Genomic DNA, 20317 nt, shown 5'->3' with positions numbered 1-20317 from the left:
GGGTGGGCGGGGTGGTGGACCAAGGCCTGTCCTGCCAGACGAGCGTATCGTGTTGGTGACGACAGTCAACGGTGCGCGATACCGTCGTCGGAGACGAACGGGAGAGGGGACCGGTGATGTCCGCATTCTCACTCGAGCCGCAGCAGGTCGCCTGGTGTGCCGAACTGCGTACGCTGGCCGCCGAGCGGCTGCGCCCGCCGGCGGAGAAGGGCGAGCCCGGCCGGGTCAACCGCGCGCTGGTGGCGGAGCTGGGCCGACTGGGGTTGCTGGAGCGGCTGTTCAGCTCCGGCGCGGTCGACCTCTGCCTCATGCGGGAGTCTCTTGCGTATGCCTGCACCGAGGCCGAGACCGCCCTCGCCCTCCAGGGCCTCGGGGCCCATCCCGTCCATGCCCATGGCACCCCGGCCCAGCGCGCCCACTGGCTGCCGCGGGTGAGTGAGGGCACGGCGATCGCGGCGTTCGCGCTGAGCGAGCCGGGGGCGGGGTCGGACGCGGGGGCGCTGGCGCTCAGGGCGGATGCCGAGACCGCCCGGCCCGACGGCGCCGCCCGCTGGCGGCTCACCGGCGAGAAGTGCTGGATCTCCAACGCCCCCGAGGCCGACTTCTGCACCGTCTTCGCGCGCACCACCCCCGGCGCCGGTGCCCGCGGGGTCACCGCCTTCCTCGTGCCCGCCGACCGTCCCGGCCTCACCGGCGCCGCCCTGGACATGCTCTCCCCGCACCCCATCGGCACCCTCGACTTCGACGCCGTACCGGTCACCGCGGACGACGTGCTCGGCGAGGTCGACGGCGGCTTCCGCGTCGCCATGGGCACGCTCAACCTCTTCCGCCCGAGCGTCGGCGCCTTCGCGGTCGGCATGGCACAGGCCGCCCTGGACGCGACCCTCGCCCACACCGCAGGGCGGGACGCCTTCGGCGGCAAGCTGAAGGACCTCCAGACCGTCGCCCACCAGGTCGCCGAGATGGCGCTGCGCACGGAAGCGGCCCGCCTCATGGTGTACGCGGCGGCGACGGCGTACGACGAAGGCGCCCCGGACGTCCCGAAGCGCGCGGCGATGGCGAAGCTGCTCGCCACGGAGACCGCGCAGTACGTCGTCGACACGGCCGTCCAACTGCACGGCGCCCGCGCCCTGCGCCGCGGCCACCTCCTCGAACACCTCTACCGCGAGGTGCGTGCGCCACGCATCTACGAGGGTGCGAGCGAGGTCCAACGAGGCATCATCGCCAAGGAGTTGTACGCATCCATGGAGGAGGCTCCGTGACCGCCGAGCGTGTCAATCCGCCCGAGCTCTCCCCGCCCACCGGCTTCTCGCACGCGGTCGTCGCCACCGGATCCCGCATCGTGTTCCTGGCCGGCCAGACCGCCCTCGACGCCGACGGCAAGGTCACCGGATCCACTCTCCCCGAGCAGTTCGAGAAGGCTCTCACCAACCTGCTGACCGCCCTGCGCGCCGCGGGCGGCACCCCCGCCGACCTGGCCCGCGTCACCGTCTACGCCACGGATGTCGCCGCCTACCGCATCCACGCCGCCGAACTGGGCCGCATCTGGCGCAGGTTGGCCGGGCGGGACTATCCGGCGATGGCGGTCGTGGAGGTCGTACGCCTGTGGGACGTACAGGCGCTGGTCGAGCTCGACGGGTTCGCCGTACTGCCGTAGGAGTCGGTCAGGCGGCGATGGCCAGTCGCTCCGCCGGCACCCGGTGCGGTGCGACGACACGGCCGTCGGGGAGCAGTTCACCGGAGTCGTCGAAGACGATCGCACCGTCGCACAGCAGACTCCACCCCTGCTCCGGGTGGGCGGCGACGATGTGACCGGTGTTGCCGTCGGCCGAGGGGCACGAAGTCCGGTGAGAACACATGGTGTACCTCCACGTCAGTCAGGCCGTCCTTGAGCCATCCCTATGGACAGACCATGCCCTCGCGGGAAAGTGAGCGGAACGGCCCGCCGCCAAGCGTGACAACACGCGGACAACACCTGGACGGTTCCACGACGGTCGGGGCGGACTCGCCACCGAAGGGGTGAGGTCCACGCCTGCGGGCGTACCGGTGGAATTAGATGTGGAAACCCCTATTCCGTTCAATCGGGAGATCCTGCCATGCCCGTCCGGCCCCTTCCCCTTCCCGCCGCTCTAGCCACAGCGGGCGCCGCGCTGCTCCTGCTGGCCGCCGCCCCGTCCGCGACCGCCGCCCCGCCCGCCCCCGCCGAGCCCCGCGAGACCGTGACGGTCGACAAGAAGGTGAGCATGGCGGCCGACGGGACCGTCAAGCTCTCCGGCACCTACCGGTGCCGCGACAGCGTCGGCCCGACCTTCGTCAGTTCCAACGTCGGCCAGAGCAAGAGCAACACCGACAGCCTGGGATCCATGACGGTCAGCTACTCCATCGGCGGCACCCCCGCCGTGTGCGACGGCGCCGTGCACCGCTGGGAGAACACAGGCAAGCACGAGCCGCGCACGCTCAAGCTCGGCAAGGCCCAGGTCGAGGCCACGGTGGTGGAACTCCGCCCCTGGGGCGGACTGCCCCTGATGCCCCACTTCCACGCCCAACTCCAGAAGGACGTCACTCTGAGCAAGGGCTGACGCAACAGGACCGTCACACCGTCGCGCCTCCCGGTCCTCGGGAGGCGCGACGGTGTGTCCGGCCCTTGTGCGGACCGGCCGAGGGGCGATTGTCAGTGCCTGGTGTCAGGCTGGGGACACACAGGATCTGCGAAAGGGAAATCGCCGTGATCACCACAGATTTCGTCCCCGGCTCACCCTGTTGGCTCGACCTCGGCGCCCCTGACGTCCAAGCCGCCGCGGCCTTCTACGGCGCGGTGCTCGGCTGGGACTTCGAGTCCATGGGCGACGGGGAGGACATGGAAGGCGGGATGTTCCGGTCGGACGGCAAGATCGTCGCCGGGCTCGGCAAGCTCACCGAGGAGGGCGCGCGCCCCGCCTGGATGATCTATTACTGCGTCGCCGACGCGGACGCCACCACCCAGGCCGTGCAGCGCGCCGGCGGCACGGTGCGGGTCGCCCCGATGGACCTCGACGAGTGGGGCCGGATGGCGCAGTACAGCGATCCGCTGGGCGGCCAGTTCGCCGTCTGGCAGCCGGGGACGAACAAGGGCGTCGAGCTGGTGGACGTGCCGGGCTCGCTGTCCTGGACCGAGCTGTACACGACCGACACCGCGTCCGCGAAGGAGTTCTACGGCGAGGTCCTCGGCTGGCGCTTCAGCGACATGGAGCTGCCGGGCGGCGGCGGCACGTACAGCCTCATCACCCCCGCCGGACTTCCCGAGGAGCGTATGCACGGCGGCCTCATGGAACTCCCCAAGGAGAACCTCGCGCTGACCGGCGGACGACCGTACTGGCACCCGGTCTTCGCCGTCGCCGACTGCGACGCCGCGGTCGCCAAGGTCACCGAGAACGGCGGCAGCGTGCAGATGGGCCCGGACGACGCCGAGGGGGTCGGCCGGCTGGCCGTCTGCCTCGACCCGTCGGGCGCGGACTTCGTGGTGCTTGCCCCTGCCTCGAGCTGAACTCCCTCAGGAAGAGCCGGCCGGGGCGCTGTCGAGCAGGGCCACGTACTGAGCGAGTCGAGCGGCCGCGTCAAGCATCGAGAGCCCCCGGGCGGTGAGCCTTCGCCGCCAGTCGTCCAGGGCGGCCGACAGCGCCTGGGTGCCGCCGGCGGTACGGATCTGCTGGACCACCGTGGCGATGTGGTCCAGCGGATAGCCCCCTCGTCTGAGGAGGTGGGCGAGCTCGGCGTCGCGGATGTCGGCGGCACCGTACAGACGGTGACCGGTGACCGGCTCACGGCCGGGGGTGAGGATGCCCGCCACCTCCCAGTTGCGCAGGGTCGCCGCGGTGACGTCCAGACGGTGCGCCAGGTCACCGACGCTGAGGGGCGCGGTGCTCGCGGGTGCGTGCGCGGCGGTGTCCGGGTCGGCGGTCAGGTGCTCGACCGCCCGTCCGACCGCGTCCAGTGTTCCCCGGTCGCGCAGCAGTTGGGCATGGCTGCGGTCCACCGCCGTCAGCGCGGCGTCGAGGCCACCTTCGTTGAGCGACCTCATGATCTGCCCGCTCACGGCGTAACCGTGCGCGGGGATGAGCGCGAGATAGGCGCGCAGAGCCGTCGCGTGCACCTCGGTGTAGGTCCGGTAGCCGGACGGGGTGCGTTCGGCGGGCGGGATACAGCCGTTCCGCTCGTAGTTGCGGACCGCCTGGGTCGAGATGCCGTGCTCGCGAGCCAGATCGAACGGGCGCAGGTAATCCACGATTTGAGACTTTAGCGCAGTGGTCCTGGGACTTTCCCGGCAAAGTCTCAACGGGCACTGCAGCGATACGCTTGAGGTCCATGAGTAGGGAAGCGCAGGACTACGTCACCACCTCATCGGACCCACGACCCCCCGAGTTGCACGCGGCCGACAGCCACGATCTGATCCGTGTGCACGGCGCCCGGGAGAACAACCTCAAGAACATCGACGTCGAGATCCCCAAGCGCCGGCTGACGGTGTTCACCGGCGTCTCCGGCTCCGGCAAGAGCTCGCTCGTGTTCGACACGATCGCCGCGGAGTCGCAGCGGCTCATCAACGAGACCTACAGCGCCTTCGTACAGGGCTTCATGCCGACCTTGGCGCGGCCCGAGGTCGACGTACTCGACGGGCTGACGACCGCGATCCTCGTCGACCAGCAGCCGATGGGCGCCAATCCCCGCTCCACGGTCGGCACCGCCACCGACGCCGGTGCGCTGCTGCGCATCCTGTTCAGCCGGCTCGCCAAGCCGTACATCGGCTCGCAGAAGGCGTTCTCCTTCAACATCGCCTCGGCCGAGGCGTCGGGCACGCTGGAGGTGAAGGGCAAGCTGATCGAGAAGAGCGTCAGCGTCGTCGGCGGCATGTGCCTGCGCTGCGAAGGCCTGGGCACCGTCTCCGACATCGATCCCACCCAGCTCTACGACGACTCCAAGTCGCTCGCCGAGGGCGCGATCACCGTACCGGGGTGGAAGACGGACAGCTGGGTGGTGCAGTCGTTCACCGCGTCCGATGTCCTCGACCCACACAAGCCGATCCGTGACTTCACCGCCGCCGAACTGCACGACCTCCTGCACGGGGACCCGGTCAAGGTCAAGGTGAGGGGAATCAACACCACCTACGAGGGCCTGATCACACGGGTACGTAAGTCGTTCCTGTCGAAGGACAGAGAAGCGCTTCAGCCGCACATCCGGGCCTTCGTGGACCGGGCCGTGACGTTCTGTGTCTGTACCGCGTGCCAGGGCACCCGGCTCAGTGAAACCACCCGGTCCTCGAAGATCGACGGAGTCGGCATCGCCGACGCCTGCGCGATGCAGATCAGCGATCTGGCCGTATGGGTCCGTGGCCTCGACGAGCCGTCGGTCGCGACCCTGCTGGCGGCGCTGGGAGAGACCCTCGACTCGTTCGTCGGGATCGGGCTGGGCTATCTCTCGCTCGACCGGTCGTCGGGCACGCTCTCCGGCGGTGAGGCGCAGCGCACCAAGATGATCCGCCACCTCGGCTCCGCGCTCACCGACGTCACCTACGTCTTCGACGAGCCCACGGTCGGCCTGCATCCGCACGACATCCAGCGCATGAACGACCTGCTCCTTCAACTGCGCGACAAGGGCAACACGGTGCTGGTCGTGGAGCACAAGCCGGAGACGATCCTGATCGCCGACCACGTGGTCGACCTCGGGCCGCTGGCCGGTGCGGCCGGCGGCGAGGTGGTCTTCGAGGGCACGGTGGCGGGGCTGCGGACCTGCGGCACGCTCACCGGACGGCACCTGGACGACCGGGCATCGGTGAAACCGTCGGTGCGCAAGCCGTCCGGTGTGCTGGAGGTGCGCGGTGCGGCCACCCACAATCTGCGCGCCGTCGACGTGGACATCCCGCTCGGGGTGCTCACCGTGGTCACCGGGGTCGCCGGCTCCGGCAAGAGTTCGCTGATCCATGGTTCGGTGGCGGGCCGGGACGGCGTGGTGACGGTGGACCAGGGAGCGATCAGGGGTTCCCGGCGCAGCAATCCGGCGACGTACACCGGACTGCTCGACCCGATCCGCAAGGCGTTCGCCAAGGCCAACGGCGTGAAACCGGCCCTCTTCAGCGCCAACTCCGAGGGCGCCTGCCCCATGTGCAAGGGCGTCGGCGTCATCCACACCGACTTGGCGATCATGGCCGGTACCGTCACGACCTGCGAGGAGTGCGAGGGGAAACGGTTCCAGGCGCCGGTGCTGAAGTACCTTCTCGGCGGCCGGGACATCAGCGAGGTGTTCGCCATGTCGGTGACCGAGGCCGCGGAGTTCTTCGGCACCGGCGAGGCCCGCACGCCCGCCGCGCACGCCGCCCTCGACCGGCTCGCCGGCGTCGGACTCGGCTACCTCGGCCTCGGCCAGCCGCTCACCACGCTTTCCGGCGGCGAGCGGCAACGCCTCAAGCTGGCCGCCCACATGGCAGGGTCCGGCAGCATCTACATCCTCGACGAGCCGACCAGCGGCCTTCACCTCGCCGATGTCGAGCAGTTGCTGGCCCTGCTCGACCGGCTGGTCGACTCAGGAAAGTCGGTCATCGTCGTCGAGCACCACCAGGCGGTCATGGCGCATGCCGACTGGATTGTCGACCTCGGCCCCGGCGCCGGTCACGAAGGCGGCCGGATCGTCTTCGAGGGCACCCCCGCCGACCTTGTCGCCGCCCGTGCCACCCTCACCGGTGAGCACCTCGCGGACTACGTCGGCAGCTGAGGCGGGGCAGCTCCGCGGAAAGCGTCGGAAGACGCTCGCTCAACTCGTGTGACGGAACCGGTTTCGGTACTCGGTCGGGGTGGTGTCGAGCTTGCGGCGGAAGGCCCGGATGAGGGTGTCCGTCGTGCCGAAGCCACAGCTGGACGCCACGCGTTCGAGGGTGTCGTCCGTGGTTTCCAGCTGGTTCCGCGCCACCTCGACCCGGGCCGACTCGACATAGGCGGCGGGGGTCGTGCCCAGTTCCGTCTTGAAGACGCGGGTGAGCTGCCGTTCGCTGACGTGGGCGTACTCGGCGAGGTCGGCGATGGTCAGGGGAGCGGTGAGGTGCTGGGTGATGTGATGCCGTAGGTCGTCCATGCGGCGCGTCGTCGAGACCGGCTCGATGGGGACGCTGAACTGGCTCTGTCCGCTGGGTCGTTTGAGATACATGACGAGTTGGCGGGCGACGCGCAGGGCGACGGCCTCGCCGTAGTCCTCGGCGATGAGAGCGAGGGAGAGATCGAGGCAGGCGGTGATGCCCGCACCGGTCCAGACATTGCCCTCCCGGATGAAGATCGGGTCGGCGTCGACCTCGACGGCCGGGAAGTCGGCGGCGAGCTGGGCGGCGGTGGACCAGTGGGTGGTGACGCGTTTCCCGTCGAGCAGGCCGGCGGCGGCCAGGAGATGGGCGCCGACGCAGACGGAGGCGACTCTGCGGGCCTGGGGAGCGAGGCGCTTCACCCAGGACACCACCGCGGGGTCGGTGCGGGCGGTGACGCGCTGGTGGTCGTCGACGTCCACGGAGCCGGGGACGATCAGGGTGTCGATCTTCTGTGCGGCCAGGTCGTGGAACGTGGCGTCGGGCAGGACGCGTACGCCGGCGGCCGTGATGACGGGCTCGAGGCTCTCGGCGGCGAGGGTGACCTGGACGCCGGGTGTGCGGGGCGACTCCCGTTTCAGGAGGGCGAAGACCTCGGCGGGTCCGGTGACGTCCAGGAGGTCGACGCCTTCGAAGAGGACGACGACAACGGACCGTTCGCGCGTCGGCATGGGGCTCCGTCCGGACGGTGGGGTGTCGGTATCTGCAATCTACGTGTCATTGCGGCCATCTCGCGGGGGCTCGTAGCGTCGTAGGCGCCGGATCGCACCTCCTGAGTCCGGACGACGAAAGGAACCCGCGTGGCATCCAAGACCCTTCGTGAGCTGAGCGGCCTGGACAACTCCGTCCCGTCCCTGGCCGGTTCCACGGTGATCATGGTCGACTGCCAGAACACCTACACCAAGGGTGTGATGGAGCTCGAGGGCTGGAAGGAGGCGCTGGCCGAGGGCAGGAAGCTGCTGACCGAGGCGCGCAAGGCCGGCGCGGAGATCATCCACATCCAGCACGACGGCGGCGAGGGCTCGCCGTACGACATCCGCGCCGAGATCGGCGAGATCCACCCGGACGTCGCCCCCGTCCCGGGGGAGTCGGTCGTCGTGAAGACGGACGCCCCGAACGCCTTCCACCACACCGACCTCGCGCAGAGGATCGAGGAGGCCGGAAACAAGGACGTCGTCATCGCCGGGTTCATGACCAACATGTGCGTGCAGTTCACCGCGGAGGGGGCGTTCCTGCGCGGCTACCGGCCCACCGTGGTGGCGGCCGCCTCGGCGACCCGGCCGATCAGCACGGCCGTCGGTGAGGTGACTGCCGAGCAGCTCCACCGGAGCGCGCTGGCGACGATCACCGACATGTACGGCGTCGTCGTCCCCTCGGTCGACGCACTCACCTGACCCGGATCACAGGGGCGCCCGAGGTGAGGCGCCCCTGTTCTCCTTTCCTGCCCTGTTTCCTGCCCTGTCGCCTACCAGGCCACGGGGAGCCGCTCGGGCAGGCGTTTCATGAAGTTGGTGCGCCACACGAGCTGTTCGACCGGTACGGCGAGCCGCAGGCCCGGAAGCCGGTCCAGCAGGGCCTGAAGCGCGATCTCCGCGTGTTTCTTGCCCAGAGCCGTGGCCGGGCAGTAATGGGCTCCGCCACCGAAGGAGAGGTGATCGGCGGCGCCTTCCCGGCCGGGCCGGAAGCTGTGCGGCTCAGGGAAGTGCGCGGGGTCGTGGTTCGCGCCCTCGACGAGGACCAGGACCAACTCCCCCTTCTTCACCTCCACATCGCCCAACCGGACGTCCTCCAGGGCGAGTCGGGGCAGGCCGTCGCCGATGGACAGGTTGATCCGCAGGAGTTCGTCCATCGCGTCCGCCACCGACACGCCGCCGGTGGTCAGTGCCCGACGGACGTCGTCACGGGTCAGCAGCGAGACGACCGCCATGGTGAGGAATCCCGAGGTGGAGATGGTCCCCGCCCCGAACAGGGTGACGCCGACCGTGGCGAACATCTCGTCCGTGACATGGGCGTATTCGCCGGTGCCGCGCAGTTTCGCGAGATCGCCCATCAGGCCCGTCGTGGCCGGGTCGTCGAGGCGACCGGCCATGTACGCGATGTCGCGGTCCCAGTTCAGCCGCGCGGCCTCGATCTCCCGGGGCGAGTTCATGAACGCCACGTCCAGGCTGCGCAGCAGCAACGCCGCATCCTCTTGCGGAACTCCGAGGACGTGGCAGTGCATCCCGGCGGAGTACGGGTCGGCGAACCCGCCGCGCAGTTCGGCCGGTGCCCCCTCGGCGAGAAGCCCGTCCACCAGCCGGTCGGCCTCGCGCCGCATCCACGCGTCGAGACCGGGGGCTTTGGGGTTGATGGCCTTCATCACCGCCTTGCGCAGCCCGGCACCGGTGATGTTGCCCATGTTGTTCACCACCTCGGGCGGGATCGTCAGGGCGTACTGACGGGGAGCGCCGGGGGCGGAGGTGTCCTTGAGGGAGAACCGGTCGTCTTCGAGTACCTGCCTGCACAGGCGATACGAGGAGACCAGCCACGCTTCGGCACCGGCGATCGTGCGGACCTTTTTCACGGGCGCATCGCGCAGGGCCTCGACGTCCTCGGGCAGACGCGTGCCGTTCCAGTCGAAGGGGAACGCGGGGAGCGTCTCGGTCGCGGCGGTGGTCAACGTACTTCTCCTTCGGCGGGCGTGAGGATGCCGTGGCCCTGGTTGCGGGAGGCGCGCAGGCCGTATCCCCGTGCGTAGAGCAGGTCGGCGAGCGGCAGTGCCTGGTGGTAGCAGTTCAGCGACGACGGGACGCCGAGGATGGCGGGCGTGTCGATGAACAGGGGGACTTCGGCACAGACGTAGTCCCGGCACACCTGCCGCTGCTCGTCGGTGGGTTGTCCGTCGGTGCCGAGCTTTCCGGCCAGGAAGATGCCGGTCAGCGCATCGCAGGTCTCGCGCACCGCCGGGTCGGTCTCCACCGCGTGGACGACCTCGTGGTGGAGGCGCTGATAGGCGGCGTTGCCCTGGAAGGCCGACATGGGGTGCCACGTCAGGCGGTTGCCCCCGGGATCCGCGTCCGCGCAGGCGGTGGAGACCTTGGCGCGCACGCCCCGGACGTTCTTCACCGCCTTCTGCCGGGCGTGTTCGGGGGTGTAGCCGAGGGCCTGGTACATGTCGGCCACATGGACATCGGTGTAGACGAAGTCCGCCTGGTCGAACCGGACCGCGGCCCAGCGCGCCAGATCGTTCAGGCGCCGGGCGGAGAAGTAACTGTTGCCGGGGGAGACCCCGATGATCGCGTGCGCGCCCTCTTCGGCGATGACGCGGCACTGGTCGGTATAGGGCTGGAGCTGGAAGGTCTCGGCTGGGGCGACAGTCGCCTGAGTCAAGATCGAATCCTCATCGCGCCACGATTCTTCAGGACCTGGCGCCCTGGGTGCGGCGGCAGCGACGACCCCACGCTACCGATCAGACGCACTGAGTAAACCCCTACCCGGAGGTATTCATGGAAAAATACATCCGACATGCGGAAGTCCTCGCCTGTGTCGTTGCAGGAAGCAACAGGCCGGAGACAAAAGGCGTGTCAGGCAGCGCAGTGCTCCGCGTTGGCTCCCGAGACGCGCGCCGAGGCGGAGCACTCCGAGATGGCCGGGCTCTTCCTGCTGTCCAGGCCGGCCCAGTCGATCGCGGGCGCCGCCGCCCACAACGGCCATCCTCTCCGTATCTCTGCGCCAGCGAGGTTCCCCGGAGTCCAAGCCCGTCGGAACCCCGCACACCGCTACCGGTGTCGAGGGATGAGCAGAGGGGGCAGGAGGTGTAGCCACTCGCTCCACGACCTGCCCGTCGCTCACCGCTCGTCCTGGCCGTGGCGCCTGCCGGGCAGGAAGTCCTGGACCTTGGCCTTGAACCCCTGGCGCACCACCGCGCTCCGGTCGCTGTCGCCCTTGAGGATGGATGCCGCGGCGGCCTCGATCTGGTCGAGGGTGGCGTGCGGCGGAATGGGCGGTACGGCAGGGTCGGTCACGAAGTCGAGCACGCACGGCCGGTCGGCCGCGAGCGCGGTCTCCCACGCGCTCACGACGTCGTCCGGCTTCTCGACGCGCAGGCCGGCCAGGCCCAGGGAGCGGGCGAAGTCGGCGTAGGCGACGTCGGGGATCGACTGCGAGGGCAGGAACTGCGGGGCGCCCTGCATGGCGCGCATCTCCCAGGTGACCTGGTTCAGGTCCTGGTTGTTGAAGACGGCGACGATCAGCCGCGGATCCTCCCAGTCCTGCCAGTACTTGGCCACGGTGATCAGCTCGGCCATGCCGTTCATCTGCATCGCCCCGTCGCCGACCAGGGCGATCGCCGGCCGGCCGCCGTGCGCGAACTTGGCGCCGATGGCGTACGGCACACCCGGCCCCATCGTGGCGAGGGTGCCCGAGAGCGAACCGCGCATCGCACCGCGCAGCCTCAGGTGCCGGGCGTACCAGTTGGCGGCCGAGCCGGAGTCGGCGGACAGGATGACGTCGTCCGGGAGCAGACCGCTGAGCGCGTGGGTGACGTGCTCCGGGTTGACCGGATCGGCGTCGACGGCGGCCCGCCGCTCCATGACCTCCCACCAACGGGCCACGTTGGCCTCGATCTTCTGGCGCCAGGCGGGGTCCTCCATCTGCTCCAGCAGGGGCAGCAGCCGACGCAGGGTCCCGGCGGCGTCACCGACGAGATTGACCTCGAACGGATAGCGCAGACCGACCATGTGCGGGTCGATGTCGACCTGCACGGCCCGCGCCTTGCCGAACTCCGGCAGGAACTGGGTGTAGGGGAACGACGAGCCGATCACCAGCAGCGTGTCGCACTCGCGCATCATCTCGTACGACGGCCGGGTGCCCAGCAGTCCGATCGCCCCCGTCACATACGGCAGGTCGTCCTCCAGGGCGTCCTTGCCCAGCAGCGCCTTGGCGACCCCGGCGCCGAGCCGGTCGGCGACCGCCTTGACCTCCGGCCGGGCGGCGCGCGCGCCCTGCCCGATCAGGATGGCGGTCTTGCCGCCGGAGTTGAGGACGTCGGCGGCCCGTTGCAGGTCGTCGTCGGCCGGCACGGGCGCGTAGTGCGGCATACCGAGGCTGGACGGCACCATCTTGAACTCGTGCCCGGGCGGCGAGTAGTCGAGTTCCTGGACGTCGGCCGGGATGATCACGGCGGTCACCGAACGGTGGGCGACGGCGGTGCGGATCGCCCGGTCGAGCACGTTGGGCAGTTGCTCGGGGACGGTGACCATCTCGCAGAAGTCCGAGGCGACGTCCTTGTAGAGGCTGAGGAGATCGACCTCCTGCTGATAGGAGCCGCCCATCGCGCTGCGGTTGGTCTGTCCGACGATCGCGACCACGGGTACGTGGTCGAGCTTCGCGTCGTAGAGGCCGTTGAGAAGGTGGATGGCGCCGGGTCCGGAGGTGGCGGCGCAGACGCCGACCCGGCCGGAGAACTTGGCGTAGCCGACGGCCTCGAAGGCGGACATCTCCTCATGGCGGGACTGCACGAACCGGGGGTTGTTCTCGGCGCGGCCCCAGGCGGCGAGGAGGCCGTTGATGCCGTCGCCGGGGTAGGCGAAGACATGCTCCACCTCCCACTCGCGCAGCCGTTGGAGGATGTGGTCGGAGACCTTCGTCGACATGGTCGGGCCCTTTCCGTTCGGCGAGGGGTGTGTGACCAGGGGCGGCGCAGGTGTCGTGCCACTCCGGTTCCGTCAGTTGCGCAGCTGCGGAAGGATCTTGCTGCGGTAGAAGTCGAAGAAGCCCTGTTGGTCCTGGCCGATCTGGTTGACGTAAACGGTGTCGAAACCCGCCTCGACGAACGCGCTCAGCGCCTCGACGTGTGCGTCCGGATCGTCGCCGCAGGGCACGGCGGACGCCACCTGATCCTCGGTGATGAGTTCGGATGCCTGTTCGAAGTGGCGCGGGGTGGGCAGGATCTGGGGGAGTTCCCCTGGCAGTTGCTCGTTCGCCCACAGCCGGTGGGCGGTGCGGACCGCCTCCGGCCGGTCGACGCCCCAGCACACCTTGAGCCCGCCGTGCACGGGCTTGGCGCCGCCTCCGCTGCGCCGGAAGCGTTCGACCAGGGCGGCGTCGGGCGTCATCGTGATCAGCCCGTCGCCGATCCGCGCGGCGGTCTCGGCGGCCTGCGGCCCGAAGGCCGAGACGTCGATGGGGACCGGCTCGTCGGGAACCGTGTACAGGCGGGCGTTCTCCACGGTGTAGTGCCTGCCGCGATGGCTGGTCTGCTCGCCGGTGAGCAGCCTCCGGATGATCTGGAGGGCCTCCTCCAGCATGTCGAGGCGCACATGGGCCTCCGGCCAACCGGTGCCCAGGATGTGCTCGTTGAGGGCCTCTCCGGTACCGACCCCGAGGCGGAACCGGCCGTCGAGCATGACCGCGCTGGTGGCGGCGGCCTGGGCGATCACCGCCGGATGCGTACGGATCAGGGGGCAGGTCACCGCCGTTTCGACGGGCAGCGACACGGCCTGGGACAAGGCGCCGATCACGGACCACACGAACGGACTCCGGCCCTGACGGTCGTTCCACGGGTGGTAGTGGTCCGAGATCCACAGAGCGTCGAAACCCGCCTGCTCGGCCATCCGGGCCTGATCGACGAGTTGTGCCGGCGTGTGCTCCTCGCAGGAGAGGAAGTATCCGAAGTCAGCCATCTCAGGTGCCTCCGCGGGGGACGTGGCCACTCCGAGTACCCGGGAGCCCGTAGGGCCGAACCCGCGCGATGGGCGGTGGCGGCGGGGCGGGGGCCCGGCGCCGGAAGTGGTTCACGACGGTTTCCGTGGCACTGCGCGTGCTGCTGTCTGCGGCTTCCGTCCATGGCGGTGCGCGTTCTGCTGTAGGTATCACGATGCCGCCGCACCCTCCCTCGACCCGCATTCGTGCAGGTCAGGAAGGGTGCGACGGCATCGGTGACTCAGATGTCGCGGTAGAGGCCGGCCGGCCCCGTGACCTACCCCGCGGTGCCGAGGCGTACGCGTACCGCGGTGGTGCCCAGACGGGGGATCTCCACGAGGATGTCGTCGCCGTCGCGCGTGGTGGGGCCGTCGGGGTCGCCGAGATAGGTTGAGCGCTCCGCGGCCGCGACAGGGAAGCCGCACCTGAGCCGGACCGTCCCGGGATCCTCGGCGAAGGACTGGAGCCTGATCAGCAGGTCGACGCCGTCGTCACCCGGGACCGGGGCCACGTCGCGGATCGCGACGCGCGCGTCGTCCACGGAGAGCAGCGCGAGTTCGGCCGGCCGGTCCGCGTCGGGCGCGCCGTGGGCCGGTACGCCGATCAGCGGGTGGTCGACCTCGTAGGCGGTGCGCAGTGCCAGGGCCTCGGCGTCGATGTTCTCGCCGCTCCGGCGGACGCCGACCGCGTACCGGAAAGTGGTGTGGAACGCCTGCTGGGACGGGAAGTTGGTGTCCCACAGGTTGTTGTGCACCCAGGAGTAGACCGTCCCGGGCTGTCGCGGCGCCATCGAGTCGGGGAACGGCGCGTAGGGCAGGGCGACGGTCTCCGGCTGGACCAGTGGCGCGTCCCTGGTGATCCAGGCGACGGGGCCGCTGTCGTCGGTCAGGGACACGAACGACCTGATGGCACGCATGTGTTGGGGCGCGCCGGGCACATGCGCGAGGCCGGTGCCGGTCAGCGCGCCGGTGATCTCGTAGTGCACGGTGGGCTGCGACAGCGCGAACGGGAACGCGAGGTACGCGCTCTCCTTCGTCATGGTGGCGGGTTTGTCGAACCGGTTGTCGATCACCAGGTGGGCGTCGTCGCGGCCGAGGCTGAGCGTGGTGCGGGCCTGGCGGACGCCGTCCGCCGCGTACTCGTAGGTGAGGCGCTGTCCGAGGGCGTCGTCGACGCGTTCGAGGAGCACGGCGGGGCGGGCCAGGGTCCGGGAGCCGAGGAGTTCCAACTCCTCGCTCACCGTGGTCTTGTTGGCCTGGTGGTTGTAGCCGCCCGCGGTGGTGTAGGTGTCGTAGACATAGCCGTTGAAACCTACGACGGCGTCCTGGTCGACGAGTTCACGGCCGGTGGCCTTCTCGACGAGGCTCGCGACGCAGGCCGTGGTCAGGTCGACACGGACGCGCAGGTGCTCGTTCTCCAGGATCAGGTCGTCGGCGGTGGGCAGAGGCACCGCGCGGTCCTTGTCCTCGTCCTCCTGGTCCAAACGGAGCGGAAGCGGTGGTGCCCCCTCGCCGGTGCTCTCGCCGGTCGCCGTCACGTCCAGCCGTACCAGGCCGAACGGCGGCACGTCGGGCACATGGATGTGCAGCCAGCGCCCGGCGTCCCGGTGGACCGGGTTGGTCTGCGACTCCTGGACCACCGGCAGTTCCACGCCCTTGCGGCCGTCCGTCACGGACACCCGGCTCGTGAGCGGGATCCGGCTCTCGCGCAGGAACACCGACACGACCGAAGTGCGCGCGACGGCCGTGGTGTTGACGGCCCAGTACGTCACGTCGGCGGTCGCCGCGGTGGGCAGTACGGCGCCCAGTGCGGCCGAGGCGTGGTCGAGGAAGGTGTCGGCGTCGTTCTCGCCGCGCAGCGCGTACCCGTACTTCCAGTGCCACTGCTGCTCGCCCGACTCACCGCCCGCGTCACCGTGGGTCCACGGGTCGGCGGCGCCCCAGGTGTGTTCGTTGAACAGGGACACCGACCGGTACACCTGGTCGGCGCCGCCGCGAGCTGCGGTGGCCAGGGCGGTGGTGGGGCCCGCGGGGGAGGTCAGGGCGGCGATGCCGTACAGGGTGGCGGCGTCGGTGACGGTGGACTGGGCGCGCCGCACCATGGCCTGGGGCCGGGCGCCCGAGCCGACGCCCTCGACCCACCAGTCGCCCCAGTCGCCCTCGAAGGCCGGAATGCGGTCGCCGAGACGGGCCTCGGCGTCGGTGAAGAAGTCGGTGTTGGTGGACAGCCGGAGCCTCGGGCTCTGCCAGGTCTCGTTCCAGCGGCGTACGGTCTCCGCGAGGATCAGCCGCGGCGGCGCGTTGTCCCCGAAGTGACCCTGCACCCTCAGATGCAGCACGTCCCACGGGTAGGGCTCACGCTCCCCCGGAGCGGGGGCCGGCGAGCCGAGGAGTTCGGGCGGGAACGGATAGGGCTGGGTCGCGAGCGACGTCAGATAGGCGGGCAGCAGGTCGTCCACCATGGTGTACGAGGTGTTGAAGCCCAGCACGGGCCCTTCCATGTAGGCCAGGCCGTGCGGACTGTCGGTCATCCACACCAGCACCTCCTTGCCCGACGGGGCCCGCCACCGGAACAGGCGCGGCAGCCGTGCCCCGCCGTTGACGGTGGGCACCGAGCGTCCGGCCCAGTTGTGCGCCACCGACAGATAGCGCACGCCCAGGGGGGACAGGGCGTCCGGCAGCCCGGCGACCGAGCCGGGTACGTCGGTCTGCATGGCCGAGCGGAACTCGATCCCGTACGTGTCCCGCACCTGGCGTGCCGACCGGAGCAGTTCGTGGAGTTCGTCGGTGGAGCAGGTGTCGCTGTGCAGGTTGTACGGCAGGGCCGTCAGCTCGATCTGGCCGGCGCGGACGCGCTCGACGAACTCCGCGACCCGCTCCGGCGGCCGGGCGGCGGCCCACTGCTCGAACGACCACAGCGACTCCACGGCCCACCGGAACCGGGCGTCGTCGGGCCAGCCGTCGGTGACCCGGGTCAGGTCGAGGCAGGAGTCGAGGAAGGAAACGTGTTCGCCGAGAACCGTGCCCTGCGGATCGGTGTAGCCGATGTCCAGGTGCGAGTGGTGGACCAGATGGATCGTCCAGTCGCGCGGCGGTTCCAGCGCGAAGGCGAGCACGGCCGACACCTCGCCTTTGCGGGCGGTGACGCGCACGTCGCGGCGGTCGTGTTCCAGAGGCAGCATGAGGCGTGGCCCGCCGGGCGCGGGCAGCACCTCCACGGGCACCCGGCCACGGCCGGCGACCTCCACCTCGAAGGTCCACTCGTCGTGGTCCGGTGCGTCGCCGGAGACGAGGATCCGCACACTGCGCCGGGCACCGGCGTCGTCGCACTGAATGAGGTGCTCCGGCAGGGCCCGCAGTTCCGTGCTGCCGGCCCGCGCGGTGGCGGCGACGGCGAGTCCGATCATGCTCGTCCGGGCCTTGTCGGTGGACCAGCGGTGATCGCGTACGAGGGCGCGAGTCGTCATGTGTCAGTTCTCTTTCAGGGTGGTTCGGGGCTCAGGCCGTGAGCCGCAGGCTGTTGACGAAGAAGCGCTGGAACACGAAGAAGAGGACGACGGTCGGCACCGAGGCGACCAGCGCGCCGGCCAGCACGACGGGCGGCCCCACCGTGCCGTAGTTGCCGCTGAGGTCGGCCAGTGTGGCCGTCACCGGCCGCACGTTGGGGCTGAGCGACAGGGTGATGCCGAACAGCAGGTCGTTCCAGATCCAGGTGAACTGGAAGATGAACGCGGCCAGCAGCGCGTTTCTGGCCAGGGGCAGATGGATCCGCAGGAACATCGACAGCCAGTTCACGCCGTCGAGTTGGGCCGACTCGGAGATCTCCTTCGGCACGGTGATCATGAAGTTGCGGTTGACGAAGAACGCGAAGGGGATCGTCAGCGCCACGTAGATCAGCACCATGCCGTACTGGGTGTCGTAGAGGTCGGTGGTGGCGTACCCGGTGAACAGCGGGGACAGGAACGTCTGGAGGGGCAGCACGGTGCCGACGAAGATGAACCAGAACCAGAGCCCGGGCCGCCGCACCGGCATCACGGTGACGGCGAACGCGGCGAGTGCCGAGATCAGCACGGCCACCACGCCGCCGACCACCGCGTAGATCAGGGTGTTGAGCAGTCCCTGTCCGACCTCGGCGCTGTCGAACGCGGCGCGGATGTTCGAGAGCAACCCGGGGTAGGTGAACCACCACTGCGGGGATCCGGTGTACTCCTCGGCCGGGGTGAAGGCGTTGACGACGACCAGCCAGGTCGGCACCAGCCACAGCACGGAGATCAGGGCGACCAGGACGCCGCGCGCCGTTTTGCCGGTCATACCGCCTCCCCCGTCCGCTGCCGCACCTGACGCCGCAGGTAGAGCCAGGAGGCGGCGATGACGACGACCGTCAGCACGACGGAGACGGCCGCGCCGTAGCCGTACCGGTTGAGAGTGAAGGTCTGCCGGTACATCGTCAGCGCGAGCGTCTCGGAGGCCGTTCCCGGGCCGCCCTGGGTGAGCAGCCACACGATGTCGAAGGTCTTGAGGCTGTTGACGATGGACATGCCCACCACCACGACGGTCATCGGCCGCAGCTGCGGCAGGATGATGCGCAGGAACAGCTGCAGGCCCCGCGCGCCGTCGAGCCGGGCGGCCTCGATGGTTTCCGAGGGGATGGTCTGGAGCCCGATCAGGAACAGGATCAACGCGGCTCCGGTCCCCTGCCAGGTCGTCGCCACGATCATGACAAGGGTGTTCATCGGCCAGTGCAGCAGCCACTCCTGCTGCCAGCCGCCCAGCCCCACCGCGTTCAGCGTCTGGTTGACCGCCCCGTCGGTCCTCAGCAGGAACGTCCACAGCAGCGCCGTCGCCGAACCGGAGAGCGCGTACGGGATGACCACGGCGGTGCGGGCCATCGCGCCCCAGCGCACCGAGTGGGTCAGCACCGCGAGAAGCAGGCCCAGCAGCACCGGAAGGACCAGCGTGCCCACCACCCACAGCACGGTGTTCAGCAGTGACCGGCCGAAGTCGGGGTCGGTGAACAGGGCGACGTAGTTGGACAGGCCGACGAAGCGGGCGGTGACGCCGTTGTCGTCGAAGAGGCTGCGCCATGCGGTACTCAGGAAGGGCACGAGCAGGAGCACGAATATCAGCGCCCCGGCGGGCGTCAGGAACGCGCCCACCCAGGCGGCGCGACGGCGCTCGGAGCGCGGGTCGGGTCCGGGGGGACGGGGCCGGCGCGGCCCCGTTCGGCTGGCTGCCGCGTCGGCAGGGGTCAGGACGTCCACACCTTCCACTCCTTGTCGGCTCGATGCTGCATGTTCGAAAGCGTCTTCGTCGCCTGGGAGGAGGTGGGGTCGATCATGAAGGCGCTCAGATCCTGGACGTTCCCTTCGATCAGTACGGGGGGCGATGCCTCCCAGTAGCGGATGGCCTGTGTCGGCCGGTCCCGTCGCACCTGGGCGGCGACCTGCCGCACCGTGCCCACGTTCGGGACGACGCCGGGGTCGGCGGAGGTGTCCCGCAGGAATCCCGCCCACGCCGTCTGGACGGACGGGTTGAACCAGGCGCGTGCCACGGCGTGGGCGGCGTCGAGCTTGTGGGCCTGCGCCGACACCGCCAGTACGCCGCTCTCGACGATCACCGAACGTGCGCCGTCGGGCGGCGGAGGCAGCAGGAAGGCGCCGAGGTCGGCGGCCTCGACCCCGTTGTCGAGGAACGCCCCGGTGTTCCAGGTGCCGTAGAGGCACATGGCGGTGGTGCCCCGCGCGAACCGGGCCGGCAGGTCCGTGGTCGACGCGTCGGGCGCGGAGAAGGCACCCCGCCGGTACAGGTCGCTCCACAGGGCCATCGCGCGTCGGCAGACATCGTCGGTGTACGACGCCCGGCCCGCCGTGAGGTCCTGGTAGAAGCGGTGGTCGAGCCCGTTCACCAGCTGCTGGAACCAGATCAACGACTCCCAGCTGGACGCGCCGCCGGCGGAGATCGGCGTGATGCCCTTGGCATGGGCGGCGTCCACCACGTCGAGGAACTGCTGCCACGTCGTCGGCACGTCCACCCCGAGCCGCTCGAAGGCGGGCCGGCTGTAGAAGACCACGAAGTACGACTTGTAGAGCGGGACGCCGTACTGCCTTCCCTCGTGGGTGAAGGTCGCGCGCAACGCGGTGTCGTCGCTCCAGCCGCGCCGTGCCGCCTCGTCCCAGGCGTCGGTGACGTCGGCGACGATCCCGGAGCGGGCGATGTCGCGCAGTCGGTACCCGTTCCACCACTTGATGAGATCGGTCGTGGAGTCGGTCCGCGCCGACATGCGCACGATCTGCTGGTAGTTGCTGACATTGGGCACCGCCCGCGGCGCGAGCCGGAAGCCGGACAGCGGCCGCAGCCGGCGGCCCGCCGCCTGGAAACCCGGCGACCAGCTGGGGTTGTCGTTGAACAGGGAGACCACGTCGGCGGGTGCGGGCCGACTCATCGAACCGCGTGCGCATGCGCTGAGCGCAAGGCCTGCCATGCCTGTGAAAGAAGAGGCCAACACCGTGCGTCGGCTCATTCCGTGTGGCACTTCGATCAC

Annotated in this window: 17 protein-coding genes and 1 pseudogene; 7 read left to right on the top strand and 11 right to left on the bottom strand. The window is 69.9% G+C overall.

Going from position 1 to position 20317, the window contains the following annotated elements; all coding sequences use genetic code 11:
• The first annotated feature begins 116 nt into the window (after window positions 1-116).
• Window positions 117-1262 carry an acyl-CoA dehydrogenase family protein gene (locus ACIHFB_RS19710; RefSeq protein WP_400127474.1) on the top strand — a complete coding sequence of 382 codons (1146 nt, stop codon included), beginning with the start codon at window positions 117-119 and terminating at the stop codon, window positions 1260-1262.
• The gene (locus tag ACIHFB_RS19705) at window positions 1259-1657 is read left to right on the top strand and encodes a RidA family protein (protein ID WP_365287773.1); all 399 of its coding nucleotides are present in this window, start codon (window positions 1259-1261) and stop codon (window positions 1655-1657) included. The genes ACIHFB_RS19710 and ACIHFB_RS19705 overlap by 4 nt, the downstream gene beginning before the upstream one ends.
• A gap of 7 nt (window positions 1658-1664) precedes the next feature.
• On the opposite strand, the gene ACIHFB_RS19700 is transcribed toward ACIHFB_RS19705, so the two are convergent.
• Entirely contained in the window at window positions 1665-1859 is a 195-nt protein-coding gene (locus ACIHFB_RS19700) for a DUF5999 family protein (protein WP_400127473.1), read from the bottom strand.
• Between the two features lie 237 nt (window positions 1860-2096).
• Between ACIHFB_RS19700 and ACIHFB_RS19695 the strand changes: the two genes are divergently transcribed.
• Window positions 2097-2579 (top strand): DUF6299 family protein, encoded by a 483-nt coding sequence (locus tag ACIHFB_RS19695; RefSeq protein ID WP_400127472.1) that lies wholly within the window; start codon window positions 2097-2099, stop codon window positions 2577-2579.
• 146 nt (window positions 2580-2725) lie between these two features.
• Entirely contained in the window at window positions 2726-3523 is a 798-nt protein-coding gene (locus tag ACIHFB_RS19690; protein ID WP_400127470.1) for a VOC family protein, read from the top strand.
• A 6-nt stretch (window positions 3524-3529) separates the two neighbouring features.
• Here ACIHFB_RS19690 and ACIHFB_RS19685 read toward each other — a convergent pair whose 3' ends face one another.
• Window positions 3530-4261, bottom strand: a complete 732-nt coding sequence (locus tag ACIHFB_RS19685) for a TioE family transcriptional regulator (protein ID WP_400127469.1) — start codon at window positions 4259-4261, stop codon at window positions 3530-3532.
• A gap of 80 nt (window positions 4262-4341) precedes the next feature.
• Here ACIHFB_RS19685 and ACIHFB_RS19680 point away from each other — a divergent pair, with 80 nt between their 5' ends.
• Window positions 4342-6738, top strand: coding sequence for an ATP-binding cassette domain-containing protein (locus tag ACIHFB_RS19680; protein WP_400127468.1), 2397 nt, complete (start codon window positions 4342-4344; stop codon window positions 6736-6738).
• Between the two features lie 39 nt (window positions 6739-6777).
• On the opposite strand, the gene ACIHFB_RS19675 is transcribed toward ACIHFB_RS19680, so the two are convergent.
• Complete coding sequence (locus ACIHFB_RS19675; protein WP_400127467.1) at window positions 6778-7767, bottom strand: GlxA family transcriptional regulator; 990 nt, start codon at window positions 7765-7767, stop codon at window positions 6778-6780.
• Between the two features lie 129 nt (window positions 7768-7896).
• Here ACIHFB_RS19675 and ACIHFB_RS19670 point away from each other — a divergent pair, with 129 nt between their 5' ends.
• Window positions 7897-8490, top strand: a complete 594-nt coding sequence (locus ACIHFB_RS19670) for a cysteine hydrolase family protein (RefSeq protein ID WP_400127466.1) — start codon at window positions 7897-7899, stop codon at window positions 8488-8490.
• Window positions 8491-8561: 71 nt separating this feature from the next.
• Here ACIHFB_RS19670 and ACIHFB_RS19665 read toward each other — a convergent pair whose 3' ends face one another.
• Both ACIHFB_RS19665 and ACIHFB_RS19660 read right to left on the bottom strand, forming a co-directional pair.
• Window positions 8562-9755: a cytochrome P450 gene (locus tag ACIHFB_RS19665; protein ID WP_400127465.1), complete on the bottom strand. Its 1194-nt coding sequence runs from the start codon at window positions 9753-9755 to the stop codon at window positions 8562-8564.
• Window positions 9752-10465, bottom strand: coding sequence for a tRNA-dependent cyclodipeptide synthase (locus tag ACIHFB_RS19660; protein ID WP_400127464.1), 714 nt, complete (start codon window positions 10463-10465; stop codon window positions 9752-9754). The genes ACIHFB_RS19665 and ACIHFB_RS19660 overlap by 4 nt, the downstream gene beginning before the upstream one ends.
• Window positions 10466-10784: 319 nt before the next feature.
• On the opposite strand from ACIHFB_RS19660, the pseudogene ACIHFB_RS19655 reads away from it, so the two are divergent.
• Window positions 10785-10874, top strand: a pseudogene (locus tag ACIHFB_RS19655) (DUF6766 family protein); the annotation flags it as partial.
• Between the two features lie 49 nt (window positions 10875-10923).
• Here the strand turns inward: ACIHFB_RS19655 and ACIHFB_RS19650 are convergent.
• The 6 genes from ACIHFB_RS19650 to ACIHFB_RS19625 form a co-directional block, all read right to left on the bottom strand.
• A complete protein-coding gene (locus ACIHFB_RS19650; protein WP_400127463.1) occupies window positions 10924-12729 on the bottom strand; it encodes a thiamine pyrophosphate-requiring protein in 1806 nt (601 codons plus the stop codon).
• Window positions 12730-12801: 72 nt separating this feature from the next.
• The gene (locus ACIHFB_RS19645) at window positions 12802-13758 is read right to left on the bottom strand and encodes an LLM class F420-dependent oxidoreductase (RefSeq protein ID WP_365275044.1); all 957 of its coding nucleotides are present in this window, start codon (window positions 13756-13758) and stop codon (window positions 12802-12804) included.
• Window positions 13759-14054: 296 nt separating this feature from the next.
• Window positions 14055-17243 (bottom strand): alpha-mannosidase, encoded by a 3189-nt coding sequence (locus ACIHFB_RS19640; protein WP_400127462.1) that lies wholly within the window; start codon window positions 17241-17243, stop codon window positions 14055-14057.
• Between the two features lie 31 nt (window positions 17244-17274).
• Window positions 17275-18087 carry a carbohydrate ABC transporter permease gene (locus tag ACIHFB_RS19635; protein WP_400127461.1) on the bottom strand — a complete coding sequence of 271 codons (813 nt, stop codon included), beginning with the start codon at window positions 18085-18087 and terminating at the stop codon, window positions 17275-17277.
• The gene (locus ACIHFB_RS19630; protein ID WP_400127460.1) at window positions 18084-19037 is read right to left on the bottom strand and encodes a carbohydrate ABC transporter permease; all 954 of its coding nucleotides are present in this window, start codon (window positions 19035-19037) and stop codon (window positions 18084-18086) included. Before ACIHFB_RS19630 ends, ACIHFB_RS19635 begins: the two co-directional genes overlap by 4 nt.
• Window positions 19025-20257: an ABC transporter substrate-binding protein gene (locus ACIHFB_RS19625; RefSeq protein WP_400127459.1), complete on the bottom strand. Its 1233-nt coding sequence runs from the start codon at window positions 20255-20257 to the stop codon at window positions 19025-19027. Before ACIHFB_RS19625 ends, ACIHFB_RS19630 begins: the two co-directional genes overlap by 13 nt.
• Between the last annotated feature and the right edge of the window lie 60 nt (window positions 20258-20317).

This window comes from Streptomyces sp. NPDC051963 (assembly GCF_044593495.1).
Lineage (GTDB): Bacteria > Actinomycetota > Actinomycetes > Streptomycetales > Streptomycetaceae > Streptomyces.
Note: the sequence above shows the minus strand (reverse complement) of the source record. Positions and strands in the feature narration are given on the sequence as shown.